A 22,805-nucleotide genomic window follows, 5' to 3' on the forward strand; every position below is an offset into this window, starting at 1 on the left:
GAACCCAGAAATCATTTCGGCGAGCGCAAAAATCATTTCGGCGAACCCAGAAATCATTTCGGCGAACCCAGAAATCATTTCGGCGAACCCAGAAATCATTTCGGTCTAGCTTTCAGGCTGATTGGCACTATTGATTCTTCAACCTCTATTCCCGCCAAGAATTAGATTTATCATATTTTCGTGCCTTAGTTGTGCGATTTATCACATGAGCGTCTAGCTTAAAAATATATCAGTCCCTAGTACAATTACGACTGGACAACAGCTAATATACGGAAACAGTCTCCATTTTGTGACTAATCACTCATTAATAATAAGTAAGTTAACGCGAATAAACATAGCGGGAGTTACGAAAAGTAAACATGCACCAAAAAGTACAGACGCGATCTTCCTCGCGCCTCTAACAATGACAAATGACATAGAACAAATGACAACCCCAACTAATTAGCTTTATTTGTGCCAACTTGCTTACAATAGTTTTTTGTTATTAACTATTGACAATTGACTCTTGACTTAACGAAGAAAAGCTAAGTAAGTGTTAAATGCCAGGTACTGATTTAAATTAAATTTAAGTGTGGTTGCCGATAGCATCGGCAATTTTTAATAATGTCACCAACTGCCGAAATTTTACTTGTTTTATTACTAATCTTTGCCAACGCCCTATTTGTCATGTCAGAGTTGGCGATTGTCTCAGCTCGAAAAGTACGCCTCCAACAGATGGCTGAACGGGGAGATCAAAAGGCTCGTGTGGCCCTAGAACTCGCATCTTCTCCCAATCAATTCTTGGCTACTGTCCAGGTAGGAATCACTCTGCTAGCAATTTTATCAGGTGCTTTTGGCGAATCAGTCATCGCCAAAAGACTAGTTCCTATTTTTAGTTCTATCCCTTTTTTGGCTTCCTATAAAGATGCCACTGCTTCCGTCACAGCTGTTTTAATTATCACCTATCTGACATTGATTATTGGTGAATTGGTTCCCAAGCGAGTTGCATTAAATCACCCAGAACCAATTGCTTCCGTAGTTGCTATTCCTATGAAGTTACTAGCAACAATTGGCTCACCAATAGTTCATTTACTCAGTATTTCTACAGATGCAGTATTGCGAATTTTAGGTATTAGACCGTCTACCGAACCCCAAGTCACAGAAGAAGAAATTAGAGTCTTAATCGAACAAGGTACAGAAGAGGGAACCTTTGAGGAAGCCGAACAAGATATGGTCGAGCGAGTATTTCGTTTAGGCGATCGCCCTGTCAGTTCGTTTATGACACCCCGTCCTGATATTGTCTGGTTAGACTTAGATGATTCTGCTACAGAAAATCGTCAAAAGGTGATTGAAAATGGTTATTCTCGATATCCAGTTTGTCAGGGAGGATTAGACAATGTTCTCGGTATAATTGCTGTGACTGATTTATTAGCCCGCAGTTTGTGTGGAGAACAGCTAGATTTAACAGTCGGATTGCGAAAGGCTGAATTTGTGCCAGAAAGCACCCGTGGCTTAAAGGTTTTAGAATTATTTAAACAAACTGCCACTCACATGGCGTTGGTAGTAGATGAATATGGTGTAATTCAGGGATTAGTCACTCTTAATGACGTGATGATTGAAATCGTTGGTGATGTTCCTACAGCCGATGAACTAGAAAATCCCCAAGCTGTACAACGGGACGATGGTTCTTGGTTATTAGATGGAATGTTATCTGTAGAAGAATTTTTTGAAATGTTCGACCTTGAAGAATATCTCAAAATCCATCAACGCAATTATCAAACATTAGGTGGTTTTGTAATTACCCATCTCGGCCGAATCCCCGCAGCAGCAGATCACTTTGAATGGCAAGGAATGCGTTTTGAAGTCATGGATATGGACGGAAACCGCGTTGATAAAGTCTTAGTGATCCCAAAACAAATGCAAATGGCTGATCGGGAAGGAAATTAGGGGACAAGGGAGTGTGGGGAGACAAGGGAGACAAGGGAGACAAGGGAGACAAGGGAGACAAGGGAGACAAGGGAGAATTATTTAACAAGTTTCTTCCCGATCCCCGATCCCCGATCCCCTTTCCCCGATCCCCGATCCCCATTTCTAGGCTGTTTTGAAAAATCTAATGATCTCACGAACATGATCGAGAAATTGTCCGTCAGTGGAGAGTTGAGCGATCGCAGCTCTTGCTTCTCTTGCTAAACGTTCGTGTTCTGTTTGATTTGTGGCACGCAATTCTTCTAAGTTGGCAGAAATCCGAGCTTGTTCTTTACGTGTTTCTTCTAAGTAACGTTGCTGATTGGCTACTATAGAATAAGAATTTTCGGGATCTAGTTGTTCTTCTACACGCTTCATTCTGTCTTCCATCCCGTCAAAGCGGTTGCGGAGTTCGACAATATCGTGGCGCGGATACTTCCATTCATTACCAATCGAAGTTAAGCGTGTATATAAATATTCATAAGCACTAATTGCTGGACGTAAACCTGTTAAGAGTAAAGCTGCACCCGAACCAAAATATCCAACAGCACTAATACCTTTGACAGCAAGAATATAAAGACCAATCGCTGAAATTAAGTGTAAAGCAATGGCAATTAAGAGCGATCGCTTTGCCAAACTCGTCACATAACTAACTTGTTTTTCTTCGACAGGAATTTCTTTTTCTGTGGATTGTTCTGCTTCTGCTAATACTTCTTTAGCTTTGAAATAGACATTCCAAGGTACTGTCACAATCACTAATAACCACCAGAAACTAGCACCCCCAATCACCCAATCCAAAAAGTTGCCAGAAGGTACATGAAACCATTGAAATATACTAAAAATTAGCAATACGGAAACCACAATTCCAATACTGGAACTGAGAAAAAAGTTAAAATACATTATGCTTTAGCTCCCATGAAGGTTTTTCCATCATGGCTTTGGATTAACAGATAAGTGTAAAAGCTTGTGATGGTTTTTAGAGTTACACAATCTTGGGGATAGGGGATCGGGGATTGGGGATAATTCCTTCTACTTCAGTTGAATGTATTTCCAGTAATGAATCAATCATTCTTGTTTGGCGATCATTACCTTGAATCATATGATCGATAATTGATCGGGGATCGGGGATTGGGGATTGGGGATTGGGGATTGGGGATTGGGAAATCGTTGGTATTACCAATTACAGCTTTTTATTTAAGTTCTAGTGAAGAAAATTAAGTTAGTTTCCAGCTAAATATATTGAATTTTTTGAATAAAACTAGGGTAATCCATTGGTATTTGCAGAATTACCCTGATTTTAATTGCCAATGAAATAAAAATAGTGACACATTTTGGCATACCCTCCGTTGCTTTATCGATTGCTTGAGTCTAGCTACCTTTATGCACTAGCTACCTTTATGCATTAGTTGTAGGCTTTAAAAATAGCCATGCTACAAAAAATGTGGCTGCTGTAAATAATTGCGTCAGATCTAATGCAGACAGATATCCATCTGCAAAGGAAGCAATACTTCTATCTGTGATCCCAAACAACCAAGACGAAAGGCCAAACAGCCAAATTCCATTCTTAAGATTGCCAACAAATTCCTTTGGTTCAGAAGGTTGCTGGTTATTCATGCTTGAATGTCTCCGTTAGTTAAAAAATGAGCAAAAATCTGCATATTTACGAAAACTCACCAGTAGCGAACTAAGCTACTAGTGGAATAAACATTTGATTTACATGTGCTGATTGTTCCTGCCTACTATTAATTTCTGTATAACTATATTAATAAATATTTTTAGGTATTGACATAACTATCCAAAGGTACATTGTGAGGAAACGATGTCAAAAGCGAAAGTTTAAGAGTTAAAAGGATTTTGATTAACAGAGCTTGAGACAACACATACCCTCATAGGTGTAGAGAAAATTATTCTCCCCCTTGTCTCCCTTCTCCCCGATCACCAAGTTGCGAAAAATAAAACTTTATACTTGAAGAAGCAAAGAGTAGTTTTCTATTAGGAGGGGAGAGCAATGGCTCCCAATCCCGCCATCATGCAGGCTGTAGAACGGTTGGGTTATCGTGTCACAGTGGGCGATGTGGCAACCCAGGCTGGATTAAATGTCGAAATTGCAAGTGCTGGACTATTGGCCCTTGCATCTGAAGCGAATGGACATATGCAGGTTGCGGAATCAGGCGATATTGTTTACCTTTTTCCGCGCAATTTTCGAGATATCTTACGCAACAAATACTTGCGGCTACAGTTGCAGGAGTGGTGGAAAAAAGTTTGGAGTATCCTGTTTTATATAATTCGCATTTCTTTTGGCGTTTTACTGATAGCTTCTATCGCCTTGATTTATATCACCATCCTTGTGATTATTATGTCTGCTAACTCAGATCGTGATAATGGCGATCGCGGGGGTAATTTTGGCGTAGGCTTTTTCTATTTTCCCGACTTATTTTGGTATTTCAGTCCTAACTACGATAGCTATAATCAAGAACGACGAAGGGAACGCACACAAAGCGACCTGAACTTTTTGGAAGCAATATTTTCGTTTCTGTTTGGTGATGGGAACCCTAACGCCAACTTAGAAAAACGTCGCTGGAAGGGAATTGCGGCAATAATTCGCAAAAATAAAAATGCAGTGGTAGCTGAACAAATAGCACCCTACCTTGATGATATTGGTGAGACATATCAACAAGAGTATGAAGATTATATGCTGCCAGTTTTGACTCGCTTTAATGGTCGCCCACAAGTCAGTCCAGAAGGGCAAATCGTATACTATTTTCCAGATTTACAAGTCAGTGCAACAAATAAACGCGATCGCTCAATTTCATCTTATCTCGAAGAGTTACCCTGGCGTTTTAGTGCAGCTTCATCAGGACAAATTCTTCTCAGTGCTGGGTTGGGTGTAGTTAATATTGTTGGTGCTTTAATTCTGGGAAGTTTATTAAGAGATGGTACAGCAGCAGCAGTCTTAGGTGGACTAGTAGCATTTGCTCAAGGGATTTACTGGCTGCTGTTAGCTTATGGTATCGGTTTCTTGGGAATACCATTGGTGCGTTATTTCTGGCTTCAATGGCGTAATCGTAAAATAGCCGAACGCAACCGCACCAGACAAGCACGAGCCAGAGTATTAGCAAGTGCAGATACTCAATTACAACAAAAAATTGACTATGCAGGACAGTTTGCAGCCGAAAAATTTATTGGTAAAGAAGATTTGGTCTACTCCACCGAAACCGACTTGCTAGAACAAGAAGTTGAACATAGCAAGCAAATTGACGCAGAATGGCAAAAGCGTCTTGAGGAAGGAAGCAGGGAAAATGGTTAGAGGGGTGGAGGAGTAGGACGGGACAAGGGAAGGGGGACACGGGGGACAAGGAGGACAAGGAGGACAAGGGAGAATAATTTTTGACTTTTGTTACGCCCCAGTCCATTGTGAAAAGGGGTTTTTGACTAAATTACTGTTGAAATATTTGGGATCTTCTGAAACTTCTTCACCAATCCAAGGCGGTAATTCTATTTGTTGCGTTTCTTCACTGAGTTCGACTTCTGCTAAAATTAGCCCTTTGTTAACACCTTCAAACTCGTCTATTTCCCAAATTAAACCACTATATTCAATTTTGTATCTAGTTTTTTCAATGATGGGGCGATCGCACAATTTATCCAGCATTTCCTGAGCATCTTCAATAGGTATTGGGTACTCAAACTCAGATCTAGAATATTTAACACTGGGGCTTTTGATTGTTAAATAACCTTGGTTGCCTACTATGCGGACACGTACAGTAGCTTCTTTTTGTGTAGCTATGTATCCTTGACGATATACACTACCCTCAGCTAATTTTCTCCAATTATCTCCTTTAACTAAAAATTTACGCTCTATTTCTTTTGCCATTGTTATCCTTTGATTTAGTTAATATTGGGTTAATATTTGTTTACATATGAGTTCATTTCTGGAATTCTATTTACCTATCGAGTATTCATAATGTAAGCTTAAGTTTTTTGAAAATTGCTTAGGTTTTAGCTTATAAAATGCATAACATTGATTTAACCGCACCTAATCATAATTTAAGTAATTTTTGAAAAAAATTGAAGTGTTCTCAAGCATTGACATTGGCAAGAAAAAAGTGTGCTACAAAACCGCTCCGAAAAACCTATACAGAACTAGTCAACCATAGACAAAGCTGTACAAAGTCGGAGCGTGCAGACTAAGACTTTAGAGGTCTACGATTTTTGAGTCATGACACCTACAGGTGAACGCCAGCTTGTAGACGGCAGTCGCTCATGGGGGAAACCCCCTGTTCTGCGCGCTGCCTCCACTGTCGAACTCAGTTAAGCAATCAGTAAACAGGTTTATAGCTGTAGTGCTGAGTTCCTAAAAAGCTCTGAAATCATTGTCGAGGCAAACATTACTTAGTGATAAGGCTGACAGAATATGTCAAATTATGTTTTTCTGATTGATGGCAACCAAACACCGCTTAATCCAGTTCATCCGGCACAAGCTAGGAAGTTATTGGACTGTGGAAAAGCGGCAGTATTTCGGCGATATCCGTTCACATTGGTTTTGAAACGTGTTATCGAAAATCCTAACGTGTACCCGCTTACACTCAAAATTGACCCAGGCTCAAAGTTTACTGGAATAGCTCTAGTTACCAACCAAGGTGACGTGATTTGGGCAATGGAGTTACAGCATCGCGGTCAACAAATCAAAGATGCGCTACTTCATCGTTTGGCAGTGCGTAGAGGACGAAGAAACCGCAACACTCGTTACAGGCAAGCAAGATTCCTTAATCGCAAACGTCCGGATGGTTGGTTGGCTCCATCATTGCGGCATAGAGTTCTGACAACTGAAACCTGGGTCAAACGGCTGAAAAAGTTTGCACCTATTGGTTCCATCGCTCAGGAATTAGTGAGATTCGATACTCAGGCAATGCAAAATCCTGAAATATCCGGTACTGAATACCAACAAGGGACTTTACATGGTTATGAGTGTCGTGAGTACTTACTAGAGAAGTGGAATCGTCAGTGTGCTTATTGTGGTGTTAAAGACGTTCCCCTTGAAATTGAGCATATTCACCCGAAATCAAAAGGCGGTTCTGAGCGCATATCAAACCTTTGTTTGGCTTGTCACAAGTGCAATCAGCGCAAGGGGAACAAAGATGTTAAAGATTTTCTCAAAGGTAAGCCAGAAGTACTCAATCGTGTTCAAAAACTTGCAAAAGCTCCATTGAAAGATGCAGCATCTGTAAACAGTACTAGGTGGATGCTTTTCAACACTTTGAAGTCTTTTGGTTTACCTGTGACTACTGGAACGGGAGGACAAACCAAGTTTAATAGAACGCGCTTTGAGTTACCCAAGGCACATTGGATTGACGCTGCTTGTGTTGGTGTGGTTGAAATCATCAAGCTCGTCACGAACAAAATCCTGAAAGTGAGAGCGACGGGTTTTGGTGGGAGACAGCGTTGCCAGACAGACAAGTTTGGTTATCCTCAAAAACACCGTCCTTTGCGTCCAATACATGGTTTTTCAACTGGCGACATTGTTCGTGCTGATGTTCCGAAAGGCAAATACGCAGGGACTTTCACAGCACGTGTCTGTCCAATGTCGCACGGTTATGGAGAGTTTGTAATTGACAAAAAACGCAGATCAATCAAATTGGAGTACTTAACGCCTGTTCACATGAAGGATGGTTACGACTATGTCTATACCTGTACAAAATGACTAGCAATGTACAGAGGTGTATAGCAATTAAGTTACAGTTTGAAGCCCTACTTTGTAAAGGAGAAATTGTATGTCGAAGAATATGGAGGATGTATTTGTAGATGTTGTAGAGAATAAACCCAAATCAGTAGTTCAGAAATATCTACAAAATCCCTTTTCTATTGCATGGTCAAAATTGGCTACATTAACACAACCTGTCCGTAGTCGCACAGCAGAAGCCCAGGAAGACGAGCAATCCGAACAATATAGACCAGATTTCACCCAAGATCACAGTTTATATCGTCCCTTCACAGACCGCATCGATCCATCGCTTTACTACGCCATCTTCTTTCCTAACCAACGCTTATAGCATTCGTGAAGTACCTACACTGTACCGCAAGGTCAGTGTAGGTAGTTTACCTAAAACCTTTCATGGAATGTCCGCTTAATCACATCAAGCTGCTGTTCCCTGGTCAACTTAATAAAGTTCACTGCGTAACCAGACACCCGTATCGTTAACTGTGGATATAACTCAGGATGATCCATCGCATCCATCAACATCTCTCGATTCATGACGTTGACGTTGATATGATGTCCACCATCATGGAAGTATCCATCCAGCATTCCCACGAGGTTGTTAATTCTGTCACCTTCAACTTTACCCAGCGCTGATGGCACGATTGAAAAGGTATTAGAAATGCCATCCTGAGAATATTCGTAAGGTAATTTCGCAACCGATGCAAGGGATGCAATTGCACCTTTAGTATCTCGTCCGTGCATGGGGTTTGCGCCTGGTGCAAAGGGTTCTCCTGCTTTTCTACCGTCGGGTGTGTTTCCTGTTTTCTTTCCATACACAACGTTAGAAGTAATTGTTAATACTGATTGTGTAGGCACAGCGTTACGGTAAGTCTTGTGTTTGCGGAGTTCTTTCATGAACCTGGTAACTAAATGCACCGCAATCTCATCAACTTGATCGTCATTATTGCCGTATTTCGGGAAATCTCCTTGAATTTGGTAATCTACTGCTAACCCGGCTTCGTTCCGCAATACTTTGACTTTGGCATATTTAATTGCAGACAAAGCATCTGTAACTACTGACAATCCTGCAATTCCACAGGCCATGGTACGAAAAACATCGCGATCGTGCAATGCCATTTCTAAGCGTTCGTAACAGTATTTATCATGCATGTAGTGGATGACATTGAGGGTATTAATATAGGTTTTTGCCAACCACGCCATCATTCCTTCAAATTTTCTCCATACCTCGTTGTAGTCTAGATATTCTGAGGTAATCGGTGCTGTTTCTGGTGCAACTTGTTCGCCAGATTTCTCGTCTTTACCGCCATTTATCGCGTATAGCAGACATTTAGCTAGGTTTACCCGTGCGCCAAAAAACTGCATTTGTTTACCAATTCGCATCGCTGAAACACAGCAGGCGATCGCATAATCATCACCCCAGTACAAACGCATCAGATCATCGTTTTCATACTGAATAGAACTAGTGTCAATCGAAACTTTGGTACAATAGCGTTTAAAGTTATCTGGTAAACGTTCTGACCACAATACTGTTAAATTTGGCTCTGGTGCTGGCCCCAAATTATACAGTGTATGTAACATGCGAAAGCTAGTTTTTGTCACCAAAGGTCTACCATCTTCCCCCATTCCGCCAATGCATTCTGTCACCCAAGTCGGATCACCAGAAAACAATTGATTGTAATCAGGAGTTCGCAAGAAACGCACCATCCGCAACTTCATCACAAAATGGTCAATGATTTCTTGTAATTGCGCTTCTGTAATTAAGTCTTGTCGCAAATCCCGTTCAAAGTAAATATCAAGGAACGTTGAAATTCTGCCAATCGACATCGCCGCCCCATTTTGTTCTTTTACCGCTCCTAAGTAGGCAAAATAAAGCCACTGTACAGCTTCTTTGGCGTTTGCGGCTGGGTGACTAATATCACAACCATAGCTAGCAGCCATTTCTTTGAGTTCAAACAGCGCTTTGATTTGATCAGAAATTTCTTCTCGCAGACGAATTGTATCTTCGTCGATCACGTCTAAATCCAAAGATTCTAGCTGCGCTTTTTTATCTTCAATCAGACTATCAACACCGTATAATGGCACACGCCGATAATCGCCGATAATGCGTCCACGTCCGTAAGCATCTGGTAATCCTGTTATAATTCCAGAATGTCGTGCCAAGCGGATTTCGCGAGTATAAGCATCAAACACACCATCATTGTGGGTTTTACGATACTTAGTAAATATCTCTGCGGTTTGCGGACTTAAGTGATAACCGTATGCTTCTAATGAGTCTTTAACTACACGAATCCCACCAAACGGCATAATTGCACGTTTGAGGGGTTTGTCAGTTTGTAAACCAATAATTTGTTCGAGTTCGCGGTTAATATAACCCGGATGATGAGAAGTAATGGTCGAAACAACTTCAGTATCAGTATCTAAAATACCTTTTTCTCGCTCAATTACCATTAAATCTTTAACTTGATGCCAAAGTTGTTGAGTGCGTTCAGTTGCGTCTGTTAAAAAAGATTCATCGCCTGTATAAGGTGTATAGTTTTGTTGGATGAAGTCACGTACATTGATTTCTTTCATCCATTTACCAGTTTTAAAATTATGCCATTGTGCCAACATATGATTAATATCCCTCAGTTCACAAAGCTATTATTTTTGAAATGCTTATTTATCTTGCTTGGAATAATAGTTGCAGTGTGATTGTTCTTGATGTTGAACCTAAAACTTGTCTCTAGGTTTAGTTATAAGCCAAGAATTTGAGGAAATTGTGAGGATATATGTAGGGCAATCGTTAAATAAAATACATTAATGTGAATTACACACTGATGCGCTCAGATCGTTTATTGGTCTTAATCATTTTCATAAACTTTTTCCAAGCTGATGCGATCGCACAATCCTTCAATATAACGAAATGTAACAATATTAGCTTTAGTAGCTTTGTATGAGTTATGTGCGATCGCCATAGGGTAAATACTACTGAGAGTTTTAGGATTGCTTTATATAACCGATAATGACTTTCTGTAAAGTAAATGTAATATAATGTTGAAATTATTCTTTAATAAGAAATTCAAATATAAAAGTTAAAAAGTTCCAAAGGATAACTTATTGCATTCTTGATATATTGTGAAACAAGTTACAAATTACGTGGTGTGCAATGAAGTATTTAGCTCACCACTCCTTTAAGTTAAGAACAAATTTAGGGGAGTGCGAGCAACAGCTAAGTAAATAAAATTTTATTCCTGGAAAAAGGGGAACATAACACCGTACAATAGTGCGTGCCTACAACGCAAGTACACTGGTGAGAAAATTTCCCCGCAATTCTTAGGGGTGAATGCTCCAGTCCAGACTTATGGGGGTTTCCACCAAATCTCCTAAGTCGAAAAACCACTAACCTTAGTCAAAGACAACCCAAAAACACCAAAATGTTCCAAATCTTTTTGTTGTTTGGGGGAAACAGCCAAGGTTTAGAGGGAGTTGCACGCGGCGTGGTTTGTAAGTAGAAAGAGTGACTTCTTGGAAGGGAATTATGTCTTACGCTCAAACGAATACTCAGACAAAATCTGGGTATCAAGCCGGGGTTAAAGATTACAGACTAACTTACTACACCCCAGATTACACACCTAAAGATACAGATATTCTGGCCGCATTCCGGATGACTCCCCAACCCGGAGTTCCCCCCGAAGAAGCAGGTGCTGCTGTGGCCGCTGAATCTTCCACTGGTACCTGGACTACCGTATGGACTGACTTGCTAACCGACCTAGATCGCTACAAAGGTCGTTGTTACGATATCGAACCCGTTCGTGGCGAGGACAACCAGTACATTGCTTACGTAGCTTATCCTCTAGACTTGTTTGAGGAAGGCTCTGTAACCAACATGTTGACCTCAATTGTCGGTAACGTATTCGGTTTCAAAGCTTTACGGGCGCTGCGTCTGGAAGACTTGCGGATTCCAGTTGCTTACCTCAAGACTTTCCAAGGCCCTCCCCACGGTATCCAAGTTGAGCGTGACAAATTAAACAAATACGGTCGTCCTTTGTTGGGTTGTACCATTAAGCCCAAACTCGGTTTGTCTGCGAAAAACTACGGACGTGCAGTATACGAGTGCTTGCGCGGTGGTTTGGACTTCACCAAAGACGACGAAAATATCAACTCCCAGCCTTTCCAACGTTGGCGCGATCGCTTCCTGTTTGTAGCTGATGCCATTCACAAAGCCCAAGCAGAAACAGGCGAAATCAAAGGTCACTACCTAAACGTTACCGCTCCTACCTGCGAAGAAATGATGAAACGGGCAGAGTTCGCTAAAGAACTCAAGATGCCTATCATCATGCATGACTACTTGACCGCAGGTTTCACCGCCAATACAACTTTGGCTAGATGGTGTCGCGACAACGGTATATTGCTCCACATTCACCGAGCAATGCACGCGGTAATTGACCGTCAAAAGAACCATGGTATCCACTTCCGCGTTTTGGCTAAGACTCTGCGGATGTCTGGTGGAGACCATATTCACACTGGTACGGTGGTCGGTAAGCTAGAGGGTGAGCGCGGTATTACAATGGGCTTCGTTGACCTACTGCGCGAAAACTATGTTGAGCAAGACAAATCTCGCGGTATTTACTTTACCCAAGATTGGGCTTCTATGCCTGGTGTAATGGCTGTTGCTTCTGGTGGTATCCACGTATGGCACATGCCAGCATTGGTAGAAATCTTTGGTGATGATTCCGTACTGCAATTCGGTGGTGGTACACTCGGTCACCCCTGGGGTAACGCTCCTGGTGCAACCGCAAACCGTGTTGCTTTGGAAGCTTGTATTCAAGCTCGTAACGAAGGTCGCAACTTGGCTCGCGAAGGTAACGACGTTATCCGTGAAGCTGCTAAGTGGTCTCCTGAATTGGCTGCTGCTTGCGAACTATGGAAAGAAATCAAGTTTGAATTCGAGGCCATGGATACAGTCTGACGATTTTAGATTTGCGATTTTGGATGGTGGATGAATCTAAAATCCAAAATCCAAAATCTAAAATCTAAAATTCACAGGGGCTGGGGTCAAGCATGAATCTGAAACAAATTGCGAAGGACACAGCCAAGACGCTGCAAAGCTACCTGACTTATCAGGCAGTTAGGACGGTGTTGGCTCAACTCAGTGAAACAAATCCTCCCTTGGCATATTGGCTGCACAAATTTTCTGCACAGGACAAAATCCAGGATGGAGAAGCTTATATTGAAGAACTTTTCCGAGAAAAGCCGGATTTAGCATTGCGGATTATGACAGTCAGAGAACACATAGCCGAGGAAGTCACCGAATTCTTGCCGGAAATGGTTCGTGCTGGTATTTTACAAGCCAATATGGAACACCGCCGCCAGCATCTTGAGCGGATAACGCAGTTAAACCAATCAAACCCCAGTGCCGACGAATCAGAACAGCAAGCAACTTCAGATCAAAACAGTGAACAGTAAACAGTTAACAGTTAACAGACGATAACTGATAACTGAATAACTAATGTCAACCGCAATAATTATCATTTAGCTATGCAAACTCTACCAAAAGAGCGTCGTTACGAAACCCTTTCTTACCTTCCTCCCCTCACCGATGCTCAAATTTCCAAGCAGATTCAATACATTTTGAATCAAGGCTATATTCCAGCGATCGAGTTCAACGAATCTTCTGAGCCTACCGTATACTACTGGACAATGTGGAAACTCCCTTTGTTCAGCGCTAGAAGCACTCAAGAAGTATTGAGCGAAGTACAAGCTTGTCGTTCTCAGTATGGCAACTGCTTCATCCGTGTTGTTGGCTTTGACAACATTAAACAGTGCCAAGTTCTCAGCTTTATTGTTCACAAGCCCACTAGCAGCAGATACTAAAGCTGGTAATTTGTGAGTAATTAATATATTCCCTCAACTAGAGAGGTAGATTACTCTACCTCTCTTATTTACTGAAAAGTCTTTGGTTGTTAGTTGTTAGTTGTTTTCTCCGTGGCTACCTTCTGAACAAGTTGAACATCTATATCTAATGCCTTAGCTATTTGTTCTACAGTTAAACCTAGTGTTAGCAACTGAGGTATTGTTTCTAACTTACCCTCTTGCTTACCTTCCTCAAAAGCTTCCTGATATACCCGTGTTTGCTTTAATTCACCTAGTCCCAACATTTTCTCTATCTCCTCCCGGCTCAGGCGCGGAAATTTGTAGACTATGATCGTTTCTATCAATTGTATGAGTTCTGTTTGAGTAACTTGATTCTCTATCTGTTGTTGAGCAGAAGTAATAATCTCCCTAGCTTTTGTTGTCGCAGTGTCTTCTGGTTCTACAATTAATTTAACAGTTTCAATTCCAAGGGATGACTGATTCGAGGTTAGTTCATCTAGATAAACACGGTTTACCCGTTGAGAATTGAGTAATTCAATATAGCGTTGTGTTTCTCCTGTATCTACACCCCTACTGGGGAATATCACTACACCACGCCAATTATTAGTTAATTCAGTCTTATCGAGATAATTGAAAAGTTCGGTAAAGAAGCGAGAATAGAATTTTTTATCAGATTGAAACTGAACTTCACTAAAGTATATAGGTAGTTCTGTGGAATTGGGAAGAAAAACACCATCTATTCTAAATGAGAGTTGTTTGACTTCAACTGAAGAAAATTGATAAACATTAGCAAGTTGGGGTGGTTGTTGGATGAGTTCAAAGAAAATGCTAGGAAAGCTTTGGAAAAGACGATAAAAAATACTATCAGTTTTCACAAACGGATATTTTGAAGTTAATTAAGCCATTTTAATCAGAAATAATCATAAAAATAAATACTTATCTATCTCTGAAGAATAGTGACAGAGAGTCACAAAAAAAATTAACATAATTTTCAGATATTTTATCTATCCCCAAGGTTTATGAGTTACTATATTGCTCCTCGCTTTTTGGACAAACTTTCTGTTCACATCACCAAAAACTTTCTTGATATCCCTGGTGTCAGAGTACCTTTGATTTTAGGTATTCACGGACGTAAAGGTGAAGGTAAATCTTTTCAGTGTGAGTTAGTTTTTGAAAGAATGGGTGTAGAAGTAACTCACATTTCCGGCGGAGAATTAGAAAGTCCAGATGCAGGAGATCCAGCACGGCTAATTCGTCTACGTTATCGAGAAACCGCAGAATTAATCAAGGTGCGCGGTAAAATGTGCGTCATCATGATTAATGATTTAGATGCGGGTGCTGGACGTTTTGATGAGGGTACGCAATACACAGTCAACACCCAATTGGTAAACGCCACACTGATGAATATTGCCGATAACCCTACTGATGTGCAGTTGCCTGGTAGCTATGATGCTACACCATTACATCGCGTACCAATTATTGTTACAGGAAATGATTTCTCTACTTTGTATGCGCCATTAATTCGTGATGGTCGAATGGAGAAATTTTATTGGGAACCAGACCGAGATGACAAAATAGGAATCGTTGGCGGAATTTTTCGTGAAGATGGACTTTCGCAACGGGAAATAGAACAACTTGTTGATACGTTCTTGAATCAGTCTATTGACTTTTTTAGTGCTTTGCGATCGCGCATTTATGACGAACAAATCCGCAAGTTTATTTATGACATTGGAGTTGAGCGTGTCTCAATGCGAGTAGTCAACAGTTTAGAAGGACCACCCCAATTTCAAAAACCTAGTTTTAATTTGTCTCATTTAATTGAGATGGGTAATTTCATGGTAGGAGAACAACAACGTGTTCAGAATTCGCAGTTAGTTACAGAATATAATCGCGGTTTATATTCCCGTAATCTATCTCAGCCTGCTGCTGCACCCACACAAGCAAATCAACCTGTTAGCAATCGTGATAACGGCTATCATAAATCACATTCTAATAACACTCATCTCACCTTAGAAACCCAAGGACAAATACGTGAACTACTAGCACAAGGTTACAAAATTGGCATTGAACATGTAGATGAACGTCGTTTCCGTACAGGTTCGTGGCAAAGTTGCACCGTTGGTCAAATCAATGGCGAGTCCGATGCTATCTCCACTCTCGAATCTTGCCTAGCGGAATACACTGGCGAGTATGTGCGCTTAGTAGGAGTTGACCCAAAAAATAAACGTCGGGTAATGGAAACAATTATTCAGCGTCCGAATGGGAAAGTAAATAATTAGTCATTGGTCATTGGGCATGGGGCATGGGGCATTGGGCATTGGGCATTGGGCATTGGGCATTGGTTATTCTCCCTGCTCCCTGCTCCCCACACTTCCCACACTTCCTTGTCCCCCTTCCCCATCACTGGAGTTTCAAAAACTTCTCTAAGGCGAGTACCATACTGGGAGGCCAGCGACGGATATTTTTCACCCAATTGATATCCTTATATCGGGTGTCAAGTCCGTAGGCTGCTACCCAGTTACTTTCCGCCTCTCCTTTTTGTCCTTTTACCCAAAGGGCGGCTGTGAGTGCAGCACGTGTGTCAGCAAAATTGGGGTATTTGCGGACTATATTTTTCATTTCTCGGATGGCTTGGTCTATTTGACCAGTTTCATACAAAACCAAAGCATAGTTCCCACGAGCTATAACTAAATTTGGTGATATTACCATTGATTTTTGGTAATCAGCAATTGCTTCTTCCCATTCACCCAAACCTGCTTTAGCTGTACCACGATTGTTGTAAGCCATCGCATCGTTGGGATTGACTTCTAGGATATAGTTATAGTCTGCGATCGCTTCTTCCCATCTCCCCAAAGCTTCAAGAGCTGTACCACGGTTTAAATATGGATCTGTCACATCAGGAGCAAGTTCAATAGCTTTGTTAAAATCTGCTAAAGCTTCTTGTAATTTGTTCTGACTCACCCTAGAGTTTCCCCGATTACTCCAAATCGCTGCATTATCTGGGAACCTTTCTATAATTTCTGTCCAGTACTGTTCAGCCTTAGCAAAATCCCCTTTACTTGTCGCGACAAAAGCTGATTTTGCTAGGTTATCCCATTTTTGTATTTCTTCTGGCGTGAAGTTTGGTCTTTGAGGTTGGGCGATGACTGCTTCACTCCAACCAAACATCAGCAACAGACTCAACAAAATCACAAATAATCTCATCATTGGGGATTGGGGATTGGGGATCGGGGATCAGGGATTGGGGATTGGGGATTGGGGAAGGTGGGGCCCCACCTTCCCCGATCCCCGATCCCTCATAACAACGATAACTGTTCATTCGGTGGCTTATTAAAGCCCATGTGCTTATAGGCTGCTGCTGTGGCTACTCTACCACGGGGTGTCCGGCTTAAATAGCCGATTTGCATCAAATAAGGTTCATAAACTTCTTCTATGGTTTGGGTATCTTCACCAGTTGTGGCGGCGATTGTTTCTAATCCTACTGGTCCACCATTAAATTGTTCAATGATTACAGTCAACATTTTGCGGTCTGTCCAATCCAAGCCGCAAGGATCAACTTGGAATAGGTGCAATGCTTCAGCTGCAACTTTTTCACAAACTTGCTCAAAGGATTTTACTTCCGCATAATCACGGACACGTTTGAGTAGTCTATTAGCAATCCGTGGTGTGCCTCGCGATCGCCTAGCAATTTCTGTCGCACCATCTTTTGTAATAGCAGTTTTGAGTAATTCTGCACTGCGCTGAACAATGAGACTTAGTTCTTCTACCTCATAAAATCTTAATTTTTGTACTAAGCCAAAGCGATCGCGTAGAGGAGAAGTCAGCGCGCCGACACGAGTTGTTGCCCCTACTAAGGTAAATTTTGCTAGTGGGATACTGCGAGTCCGAGCGCTGGAACCCTTGCCAACGGTAATATCTAATCTGTAATCTTCCATCGCGGGGTATAAAATTTCTTCGGTCATCCGCGATAGACGATGAATTTCATCGATAAATAGAACATCTCCTGGCTTCTGATTCACTAGCAGTCCAACAATATCTCTAGGTCGTTCTAGAGCCGGGGCGCTGGTAATTTTATAGTTCACTCCCATCTCAGCTGCTAAAATCATTGCCATTGTGGTTTTACCTAAACCGGGAGGCCCATACAATAGCAGGTGATCTAGCACTTCTCCTCTAGACTTAGCTGCTTTAATTGCTATTTCCAGTACATCTTTTAAATCTTTTTGCCCAATATAATCGGCAAACCTATGTGGTCGAATACTTTCTTCTTGTTTACCTTGTTCATCAATAGCAGCTTCGGGTTGCAAAATATTCTCTTCTGGAGATGGTTTTGCTGATTCCTGATGCTGTTTTGGTGGTTTACCGCTTGGATCGTGAGGCTGTTTTTTCGAGGAAATAATCGCCATAGTTCAGCTATTAACTTTTACTTGTAGACTTATTGGGGGCAAGTGGTAGCGCACCAACGCGTATAAATACTGACGCAAAATTTTTCTTTGGAGAAATTACGCTTGCCAATTTAGAATTTAAATTCCGGGGAACTACTTAGGAGTACAAAGTTTGTCATGCTGGCTAAGAGAATCTTACCTTGCTTAGATGTGAACGCGGGAAGAGTTGTAAAAGGAGTTAACTTTGTTAACCTCCAGGACGCGGGCGATCCTGTTGAATTAGCAAAAGTTTACAACGAAGCTGGAGCAGATGAGTTAGTGTTTCTGGATATTACAGCTACTCATGAAGACCGTAATACTATTATTGACGTCGTTTACCGCACTGCGGAACAAGTTTTTATTCCTTTGACTGTTGGCGGTGGCATCCAATCCTTAGAAAATGTTAAAAATCTGTTACGAGCTGGAGCGGACAAGGTTAGTATTAATTCTGCGGCGGTACGTGACCCAGATTTTATTAATCGGGCTAGCGATCGCTTCGGTAATCAATGCATAGTTGTTGCAATTGATGCTAGACGCAGAAAAGATCCTACCAATCCAGGTTGGGATGTGTATGTGCGAGGTGGACGGCAAAATACAGGCATCGATGCTCTTCAATGGGCGCAAGAAGTAGAAAAACGAGGTGCGGGAGAACTATTAGTGACTAGTATGGATGCCGATGGAACTAAGGCTGGTTATGACCTCGAATTAACAAAAGCGATCGCCGAAACTGTACAAGTTCCAGTAATTGCTTCCGGTGGTGCAGGTAATTGTCAACATATTTATGAAGCACTTACAGAAGGTAGAGCTGAAGCCGCCTTACTAGCTTCACTACTGCATTACGGAGAATTAACCGTGGAGGAAATCAAAAACTATTTGCGTCATCATCAACTACCAGTACGAATGTATCAGTAATGTTAGTAGATCTGTGGTTTTGAAGATACATCCAGTACTCAACACACTTCCTGAAAAGGATGTTAGACTTGGTAAAGAAACATTAATAAATATTAATAAATATGTTGATTCCTATATTAATTTTTGATGTGGCGCTGGTAGCCTGGTCGCTGCATCTGATGGAAAGAGCTTATGAGAGTAAAGAATTTTCCTTGATGTTAGCTGGTTTATTAGTTGCATTAGCCGCAGCTGCAATGATGGTTGTTTACTTTTTGATGGGGCATTGTATTAGCTATTTATTACAAGTGTCTTAATCAAAAAGATGCTGATTTAGAGTAAATGACAAAACAAAAATAGCTTTGTGGTATTATCCATTACTCATTTTTTTAATTGCCAACAAACCAAATACTAAAGAACCAATATTACGCTAATCCAAATGTAAACTGAAACGGAATATTCACTATATAGCAATCCTATATGATTTGTGAAATTGCAGAGCTTAGATCCCCGACTTCTCAACAGAAGTCGGGGATCTTGTGTCTCACTAATGATTTGGGAATACTATATATCCTATAAGTAAAGTTGTTAGCTCCAAGTTATCAAAACTTCTGACATGAATAATTAGCGAAGCTAATTAACAGGAACTTTCATCATCAAACCATATTTATCTAAAGCTGCTAAAGAAACATCAGGAAGATGATTGAGCATTTCATTCCATGTGCTGCAAGCATGTAATGCTTCCACAACAACTGAAAGAGGTTCAGAGAAAATATTTTCAAATTCTGCTTCACCTGAAAGTTTATTTTGATAAGCTAACTGTTCCTGTGGAGGGATAAATTGAGCATTAATATCTGGACGATTTCCCCTAGCATCAACACGATACCAACCTATTTTCGGTAGGTATATTGCATTGAAACCATGCAAGCTATAGGGTTCACCATGATCATGAATGCTTAGTCTCTGATAGCACAACCCTGCTGGAATACCATTTGCTCTGAGTAACGCTGCTAACAAATGACTCTTTGCATAGCAATAACCTGTTTTATATTTGAGTACATCTGAAGCTTTACAAGTTACAGGATTCATTTGATAGTCGCAACTATGATAAATTTCATCTCGTACCCACTCAAAACAAGCTTTCGCGATCGCCTCTGGTGTTTGATGGTTTGATGCAAGGGTTTTCGCTAATTCCAGAACTGTAGGATGTTCCCAGTCAATAATTTCGGTTGCTTCTAAATATTCTTTCATAATGAAGTTAAGACCAGTCCTTTCAAGGTGTAAATCTGGAAAATGAAAATTTCTTGGTGTCTTAGTGTCTTAGTGTTTCAATAATTATTTTTTCACCACCCTTCGGGTTCGCCACCTTGCCTACTCTTACGAGAAGCCGCTGGCGCGTCTACGTGACGGGAACCGCCAAGACGGCAAGTGGACTCACCAAGACACTAAGACACTAAGAAGAAATATAGCTTCATCCCTTTCTCGTGTGTTTAATATCGGAAAATAGCTGCTGCTGGTACGCCATTTGGTAATTCTCCTGGTTCGACAGTGTAAACTGCTCCACCATTTAGCAGGGTATGAATAGCAGCAAAATCCAACATGTCTTGATCATCTGGTTGTGCTTCTGAGTGCAAATCTACAGCCATTGTCTCAGGATCAAAGTCACCCCACACCTGTTGAGCTACAGGCACTAATAAATAATCTACTCTTTTGTAATATGCAGCAGGAATTATTTCTTTAAGATCGCCAGAAGCTCTACCAGTTCCTTGACCGATAATTTGTTGGAAAAGTTCTGTAATGGCTTGTGGTGTTTGAGTATAAATAGGTTCCACAATTCGCCAAGCCTTTTCATGTAGTTCTTCTGACTTGACAATATCTACATTAGCAGCCATACCTTCTTCTACAAGATTGTGGTAAGTATTAGCTTCTTTGTAAATTGGAAAGAGATATTCAACTCCTGCTAAGACTAAAGGTGCTTTTGCATCCCGTAGTCTTTCGTGTAATGCTTCATTGATAAGATAGAAGAACTGGAGGATATCTTTCTGATGTTGGTCGCGATCAGGACTTCCCTGACCATGAAATTCACCAGGTTGTGAAGAAGGATTGCTTGTTGCACCCTTAGATGCTCCTATTCGGAACTGACCTGTTTTGGCAGTTTCATCGTAATTTAAGGCTTCTTCAAGACTCTTGGGTAGATTTTCTACTTCTATTTCATGAATCGTGTAACGTGTTCCCTCAAAGAACCTAATATTGTCTTGACTTAAAGCCAAGACGAAAAAGCGTCCATCATTGTTAATTAGGTGTAATAAAGGTTTGAGGTGGAATTGATTACTAACAACTACTAATTCTTCAAACTCTATCGGTAGTTGATAATAGCGAAAAATATTTGGTGATCTGAAAATTGCCAAGCAATGATCTTGGTGTTGCCAAAATTCATTTGTATCTAATTCTTTAGCTGGCTGGAGAAAATCTACTGCATCAGTATGACGCATTTCCATTTTATCTAGACGTTCTTCTGCTTCACGAATCAAATTTTTGAAGCGAATTGGATTTTGTCGAATTTCAGCGCCAGCTTTTTGCATTGGTATGTATAGAGAAACACAAGGATATTCTGTACTTTCTACTAATTTTTTTAGTTCTTGAATGGATAATGGGTTCATATTTTTAGTTCCTATCTATCAATTCAAACTGATACCAATTTAAAAAATGATTGCGACAGATAAATTCATGTAACCCGAATGCAGAAGGCGATTCCCAATCCGTCTTGAAAAGCTGAGGTTCCCTCCGGAATGCTACTCTACCTTAAAGCCAATGATCGCGTCTACAAACTTTTCGCAAAATCTACAATTCAAAATCCAATATGGTATAAGTTGTCTAAATTAATTGAAATTAATTTATATAATGACTACATCTTTCTTTTGATAAAAAAATACCTACCTTAATCCCTCTCTTAAGACAGAGGTAAAAGTAGGTACAGAAATTAATGAGTTGTGTTAATGATTATTTGTTGTTTTAAATCCAAATTGAAAATCACTTAAGTTAACCCGCATGATGACTATTAGGATTAATACTTGTTGACTGAATACCTATGCTTTTACTTTGTCGGCTCACAAAACCTAAAGTTACTCGTTTCATTAGCCAGTGTAAGCCCACAAGTATAGCAAAAGTAATAGCAATGATCACTAAAGGCTGTTTACCCAAAGTTTCTTCTATGCCTCTAGTTAACAAAGCATCTGGTTGAGTGATAAAATCCCAACTGTTAAAACGCAAGAATCTACCCCAATAAATACCAACAGCACATAAAGCATGAGTGATCATTTCCATCCAGACAATCCATTGACTTTTGCCAATACGGTGCAGATAGTATCCCACATTGATTAAGGATATAACATAAGCTTCAAAACCAGCCATGATGACTAGAAAATACACAGGAATTAGCACCAAGGTAATCATCCACACAGATTGAATTGTGCGGATATCGTCGATGAGGTGAATGATATCAGTTAACAAATACGGTGCATTTGGTAAAAAAGCGTAGAAGACCAAAAATCCTAGCCACCAAACCCAAGAACGCCCACGTTTGACGCGAAACAGCCAAACGCTCAAAGCTAAAGGTATAAACGCCAGAAATAAATTCCAAGTCATCCAACGCATATTGATTTGCAAGACCTGTAGAACTCTGGACACCAATTCAATCAGTTCCGCTTTCATCGCTGCTTCCTCAGAGGATTGTGTGAGTGATTATGTATTTTCTGGATATGAACTCAGTTACTTGAGACTGGTATTAGGGTGGTCATTTGTCTAATTTGAAAATGGATGTAGGGGTGAAAGGGTATAGGGATTTAGGGGTGTAGAAAGAGTCAAATTTTTATTCTCCCTAGTGTACGCAGTTCATCATGGCTACTTAAATTTTTGATGCATATAAACGACTTTGCTTTGGTGTTGATATGATTAGGAAGACTGGTTAATCAATTTCCTAGTAT

General features: G+C 40.7%; 20 protein-coding genes. 10 read left to right on the forward strand and 10 right to left on the reverse strand.

Annotated elements, in window-relative coordinates:
• Window positions 1–603 precede the first annotated feature (603 nt).
• Entirely contained in the window at window positions 604–1,926 is a 1,323-nt protein-coding gene (locus tag B4U84_RS04275) for a hemolysin family protein (RefSeq protein ID WP_131115728.1), read from the forward strand.
• 144 nt (window positions 1,927–2,070) lie between these two features.
• Here the strand turns inward: B4U84_RS04275 and B4U84_RS04280 are convergent, their stop codons facing one another.
• The gene (locus B4U84_RS04280; protein WP_131115730.1) at window positions 2,071–2,844 is read right to left on the reverse strand and encodes a hypothetical protein; all 774 of its coding nucleotides are present in this window, start codon (window positions 2,842–2,844) and stop codon (window positions 2,071–2,073) included.
• A gap of 495 nt (window positions 2,845–3,339) precedes the next feature.
• Complete coding sequence (locus B4U84_RS04290; protein ID WP_017309604.1) at window positions 3,340–3,558, reverse strand: hypothetical protein; 219 nt, start codon at window positions 3,556–3,558, stop codon at window positions 3,340–3,342.
• Window positions 3,559–3,952: 394 nt separating this feature from the next.
• Here B4U84_RS04290 and B4U84_RS04295 point away from each other — a divergent pair, with 394 nt between their 5' ends.
• Complete coding sequence (locus B4U84_RS04295) at window positions 3,953–5,251, forward strand: hypothetical protein (protein ID WP_131115735.1); 1,299 nt, start codon at window positions 3,953–3,955, stop codon at window positions 5,249–5,251.
• Window positions 5,252–5,341: 90 nt separating this feature from the next.
• Here the strand turns inward: B4U84_RS04295 and B4U84_RS04300 are convergent, their stop codons facing one another.
• On the reverse strand, window positions 5,342–5,815 hold the full coding sequence (locus B4U84_RS04300) for a CYTH domain-containing protein (protein WP_017309602.1): 474 nt from the start codon (window positions 5,813–5,815) through the stop codon (window positions 5,342–5,344).
• 540 nt (window positions 5,816–6,355) lie between these two features.
• Between B4U84_RS04300 and iscB the strand changes: the two genes are divergently transcribed.
• The gene (gene iscB, locus B4U84_RS04305) at window positions 6,356–7,642 is read left to right on the forward strand and encodes an RNA-guided endonuclease IscB (protein ID WP_131115737.1); all 1,287 of its coding nucleotides are present in this window, start codon (window positions 6,356–6,358) and stop codon (window positions 7,640–7,642) included.
• Window positions 7,643–7,712: 70 nt separating this feature from the next.
• Window positions 7,713–7,991: a hypothetical protein gene (locus B4U84_RS04310; RefSeq protein WP_026081794.1), complete on the forward strand. Its 279-nt coding sequence runs from the start codon at window positions 7,713–7,715 to the stop codon at window positions 7,989–7,991.
• Between the two features lie 50 nt (window positions 7,992–8,041).
• Here the strand turns inward: B4U84_RS04310 and pflB are convergent, their stop codons facing one another.
• On the reverse strand, window positions 8,042–10,270 hold the full coding sequence (pflB, locus tag B4U84_RS04315; RefSeq protein WP_131115739.1) for a formate C-acetyltransferase: 2,229 nt from the start codon (window positions 10,268–10,270) through the stop codon (window positions 8,042–8,044).
• Between the two features lie 907 nt (window positions 10,271–11,177).
• On the opposite strand from pflB, the gene B4U84_RS04320 reads away from it, so the two are divergent.
• From B4U84_RS04320 to B4U84_RS04330, 3 genes are all read left to right on the forward strand, one after another.
• The gene (locus B4U84_RS04320; RefSeq protein ID WP_017309596.1) at window positions 11,178–12,608 is read left to right on the forward strand and encodes a form I ribulose bisphosphate carboxylase large subunit; all 1,431 of its coding nucleotides are present in this window, start codon (window positions 11,178–11,180) and stop codon (window positions 12,606–12,608) included.
• Window positions 12,609–12,700: 92 nt separating this feature from the next.
• Window positions 12,701–13,105 carry a RuBisCO chaperone RbcX gene (gene rcbX / locus B4U84_RS04325; RefSeq protein ID WP_017309595.1) on the forward strand — a complete coding sequence of 135 codons (405 nt, stop codon included), beginning with the start codon at window positions 12,701–12,703 and terminating at the stop codon, window positions 13,103–13,105.
• A 72-nt stretch (window positions 13,106–13,177) separates the two neighbouring features.
• The gene (locus B4U84_RS04330; RefSeq protein ID WP_017309594.1) at window positions 13,178–13,513 is read left to right on the forward strand and encodes a ribulose bisphosphate carboxylase small subunit; all 336 of its coding nucleotides are present in this window, start codon (window positions 13,178–13,180) and stop codon (window positions 13,511–13,513) included.
• A gap of 89 nt (window positions 13,514–13,602) precedes the next feature.
• Here the strand turns inward: B4U84_RS04330 and B4U84_RS04335 are convergent, their stop codons facing one another.
• Window positions 13,603–14,388 carry an Rpn family recombination-promoting nuclease/putative transposase gene (locus B4U84_RS04335; RefSeq protein ID WP_017309593.1) on the reverse strand — a complete coding sequence of 262 codons (786 nt, stop codon included), beginning with the start codon at window positions 14,386–14,388 and terminating at the stop codon, window positions 13,603–13,605.
• A 144-nt stretch (window positions 14,389–14,532) separates the two neighbouring features.
• Between B4U84_RS04335 and B4U84_RS04340 the strand changes: the two genes are divergently transcribed.
• On the forward strand, window positions 14,533–15,792 hold the full coding sequence (locus tag B4U84_RS04340; protein WP_131115741.1) for a RuBisCO small subunit-like domain-containing protein: 1,260 nt from the start codon (window positions 14,533–14,535) through the stop codon (window positions 15,790–15,792).
• Window positions 15,793–15,913: 121 nt separating this feature from the next.
• Here the strand turns inward: B4U84_RS04340 and B4U84_RS04345 are convergent, their stop codons facing one another.
• Complete coding sequence (locus B4U84_RS04345) at window positions 15,914–16,717, reverse strand: tetratricopeptide repeat protein (protein ID WP_131118708.1); 804 nt, start codon at window positions 16,715–16,717, stop codon at window positions 15,914–15,916.
• Between the two features lie 92 nt (window positions 16,718–16,809).
• Window positions 16,810–17,916, reverse strand: a complete 1,107-nt coding sequence (gene ruvB / locus B4U84_RS04355; protein WP_017309589.1) for a Holliday junction branch migration DNA helicase RuvB — start codon at window positions 17,914–17,916, stop codon at window positions 16,810–16,812.
• 156 nt (window positions 17,917–18,072) lie between these two features.
• On the opposite strand from ruvB, the gene hisF reads away from it, so the two are divergent.
• Both hisF and B4U84_RS04365 read left to right on the forward strand, forming a co-directional pair.
• Window positions 18,073–18,846, forward strand: a complete 774-nt coding sequence (gene hisF / locus B4U84_RS04360) for an imidazole glycerol phosphate synthase subunit HisF (RefSeq protein WP_017309588.1) — start codon at window positions 18,073–18,075, stop codon at window positions 18,844–18,846.
• A gap of 101 nt (window positions 18,847–18,947) precedes the next feature.
• Entirely contained in the window at window positions 18,948–19,139 is a 192-nt protein-coding gene (locus B4U84_RS04365; protein WP_017309587.1) for a hypothetical protein, read from the forward strand.
• 316 nt (window positions 19,140–19,455) lie between these two features.
• On the opposite strand, the gene B4U84_RS04370 is transcribed toward B4U84_RS04365, so the two are convergent.
• The 3 genes from B4U84_RS04370 to B4U84_RS04380 form a co-directional block, all read right to left on the reverse strand.
• Window positions 19,456–20,073, reverse strand: coding sequence for a transglutaminase-like domain-containing protein (locus tag B4U84_RS04370; RefSeq protein ID WP_131115745.1), 618 nt, complete (start codon window positions 20,071–20,073; stop codon window positions 19,456–19,458).
• A gap of 239 nt (window positions 20,074–20,312) precedes the next feature.
• Entirely contained in the window at window positions 20,313–21,482 is a 1,170-nt protein-coding gene (locus B4U84_RS04375; RefSeq protein ID WP_044446390.1) for a baeRF7 domain-containing protein, read from the reverse strand.
• A 379-nt stretch (window positions 21,483–21,861) separates the two neighbouring features.
• Window positions 21,862–22,533 carry a DUF1361 domain-containing protein gene (locus tag B4U84_RS04380; RefSeq protein WP_017309584.1) on the reverse strand — a complete coding sequence of 224 codons (672 nt, stop codon included), beginning with the start codon at window positions 22,531–22,533 and terminating at the stop codon, window positions 21,862–21,864.
• Window positions 22,534–22,805 lie beyond the last annotated feature (272 nt).

Source organism: Westiellopsis prolifica IICB1 (assembly GCF_004323185.1).
In the GTDB taxonomy this organism is placed as follows: domain Bacteria; phylum Cyanobacteriota; class Cyanobacteriia; order Cyanobacteriales; family Nostocaceae; genus Pelatocladus; species Pelatocladus prolificus_A.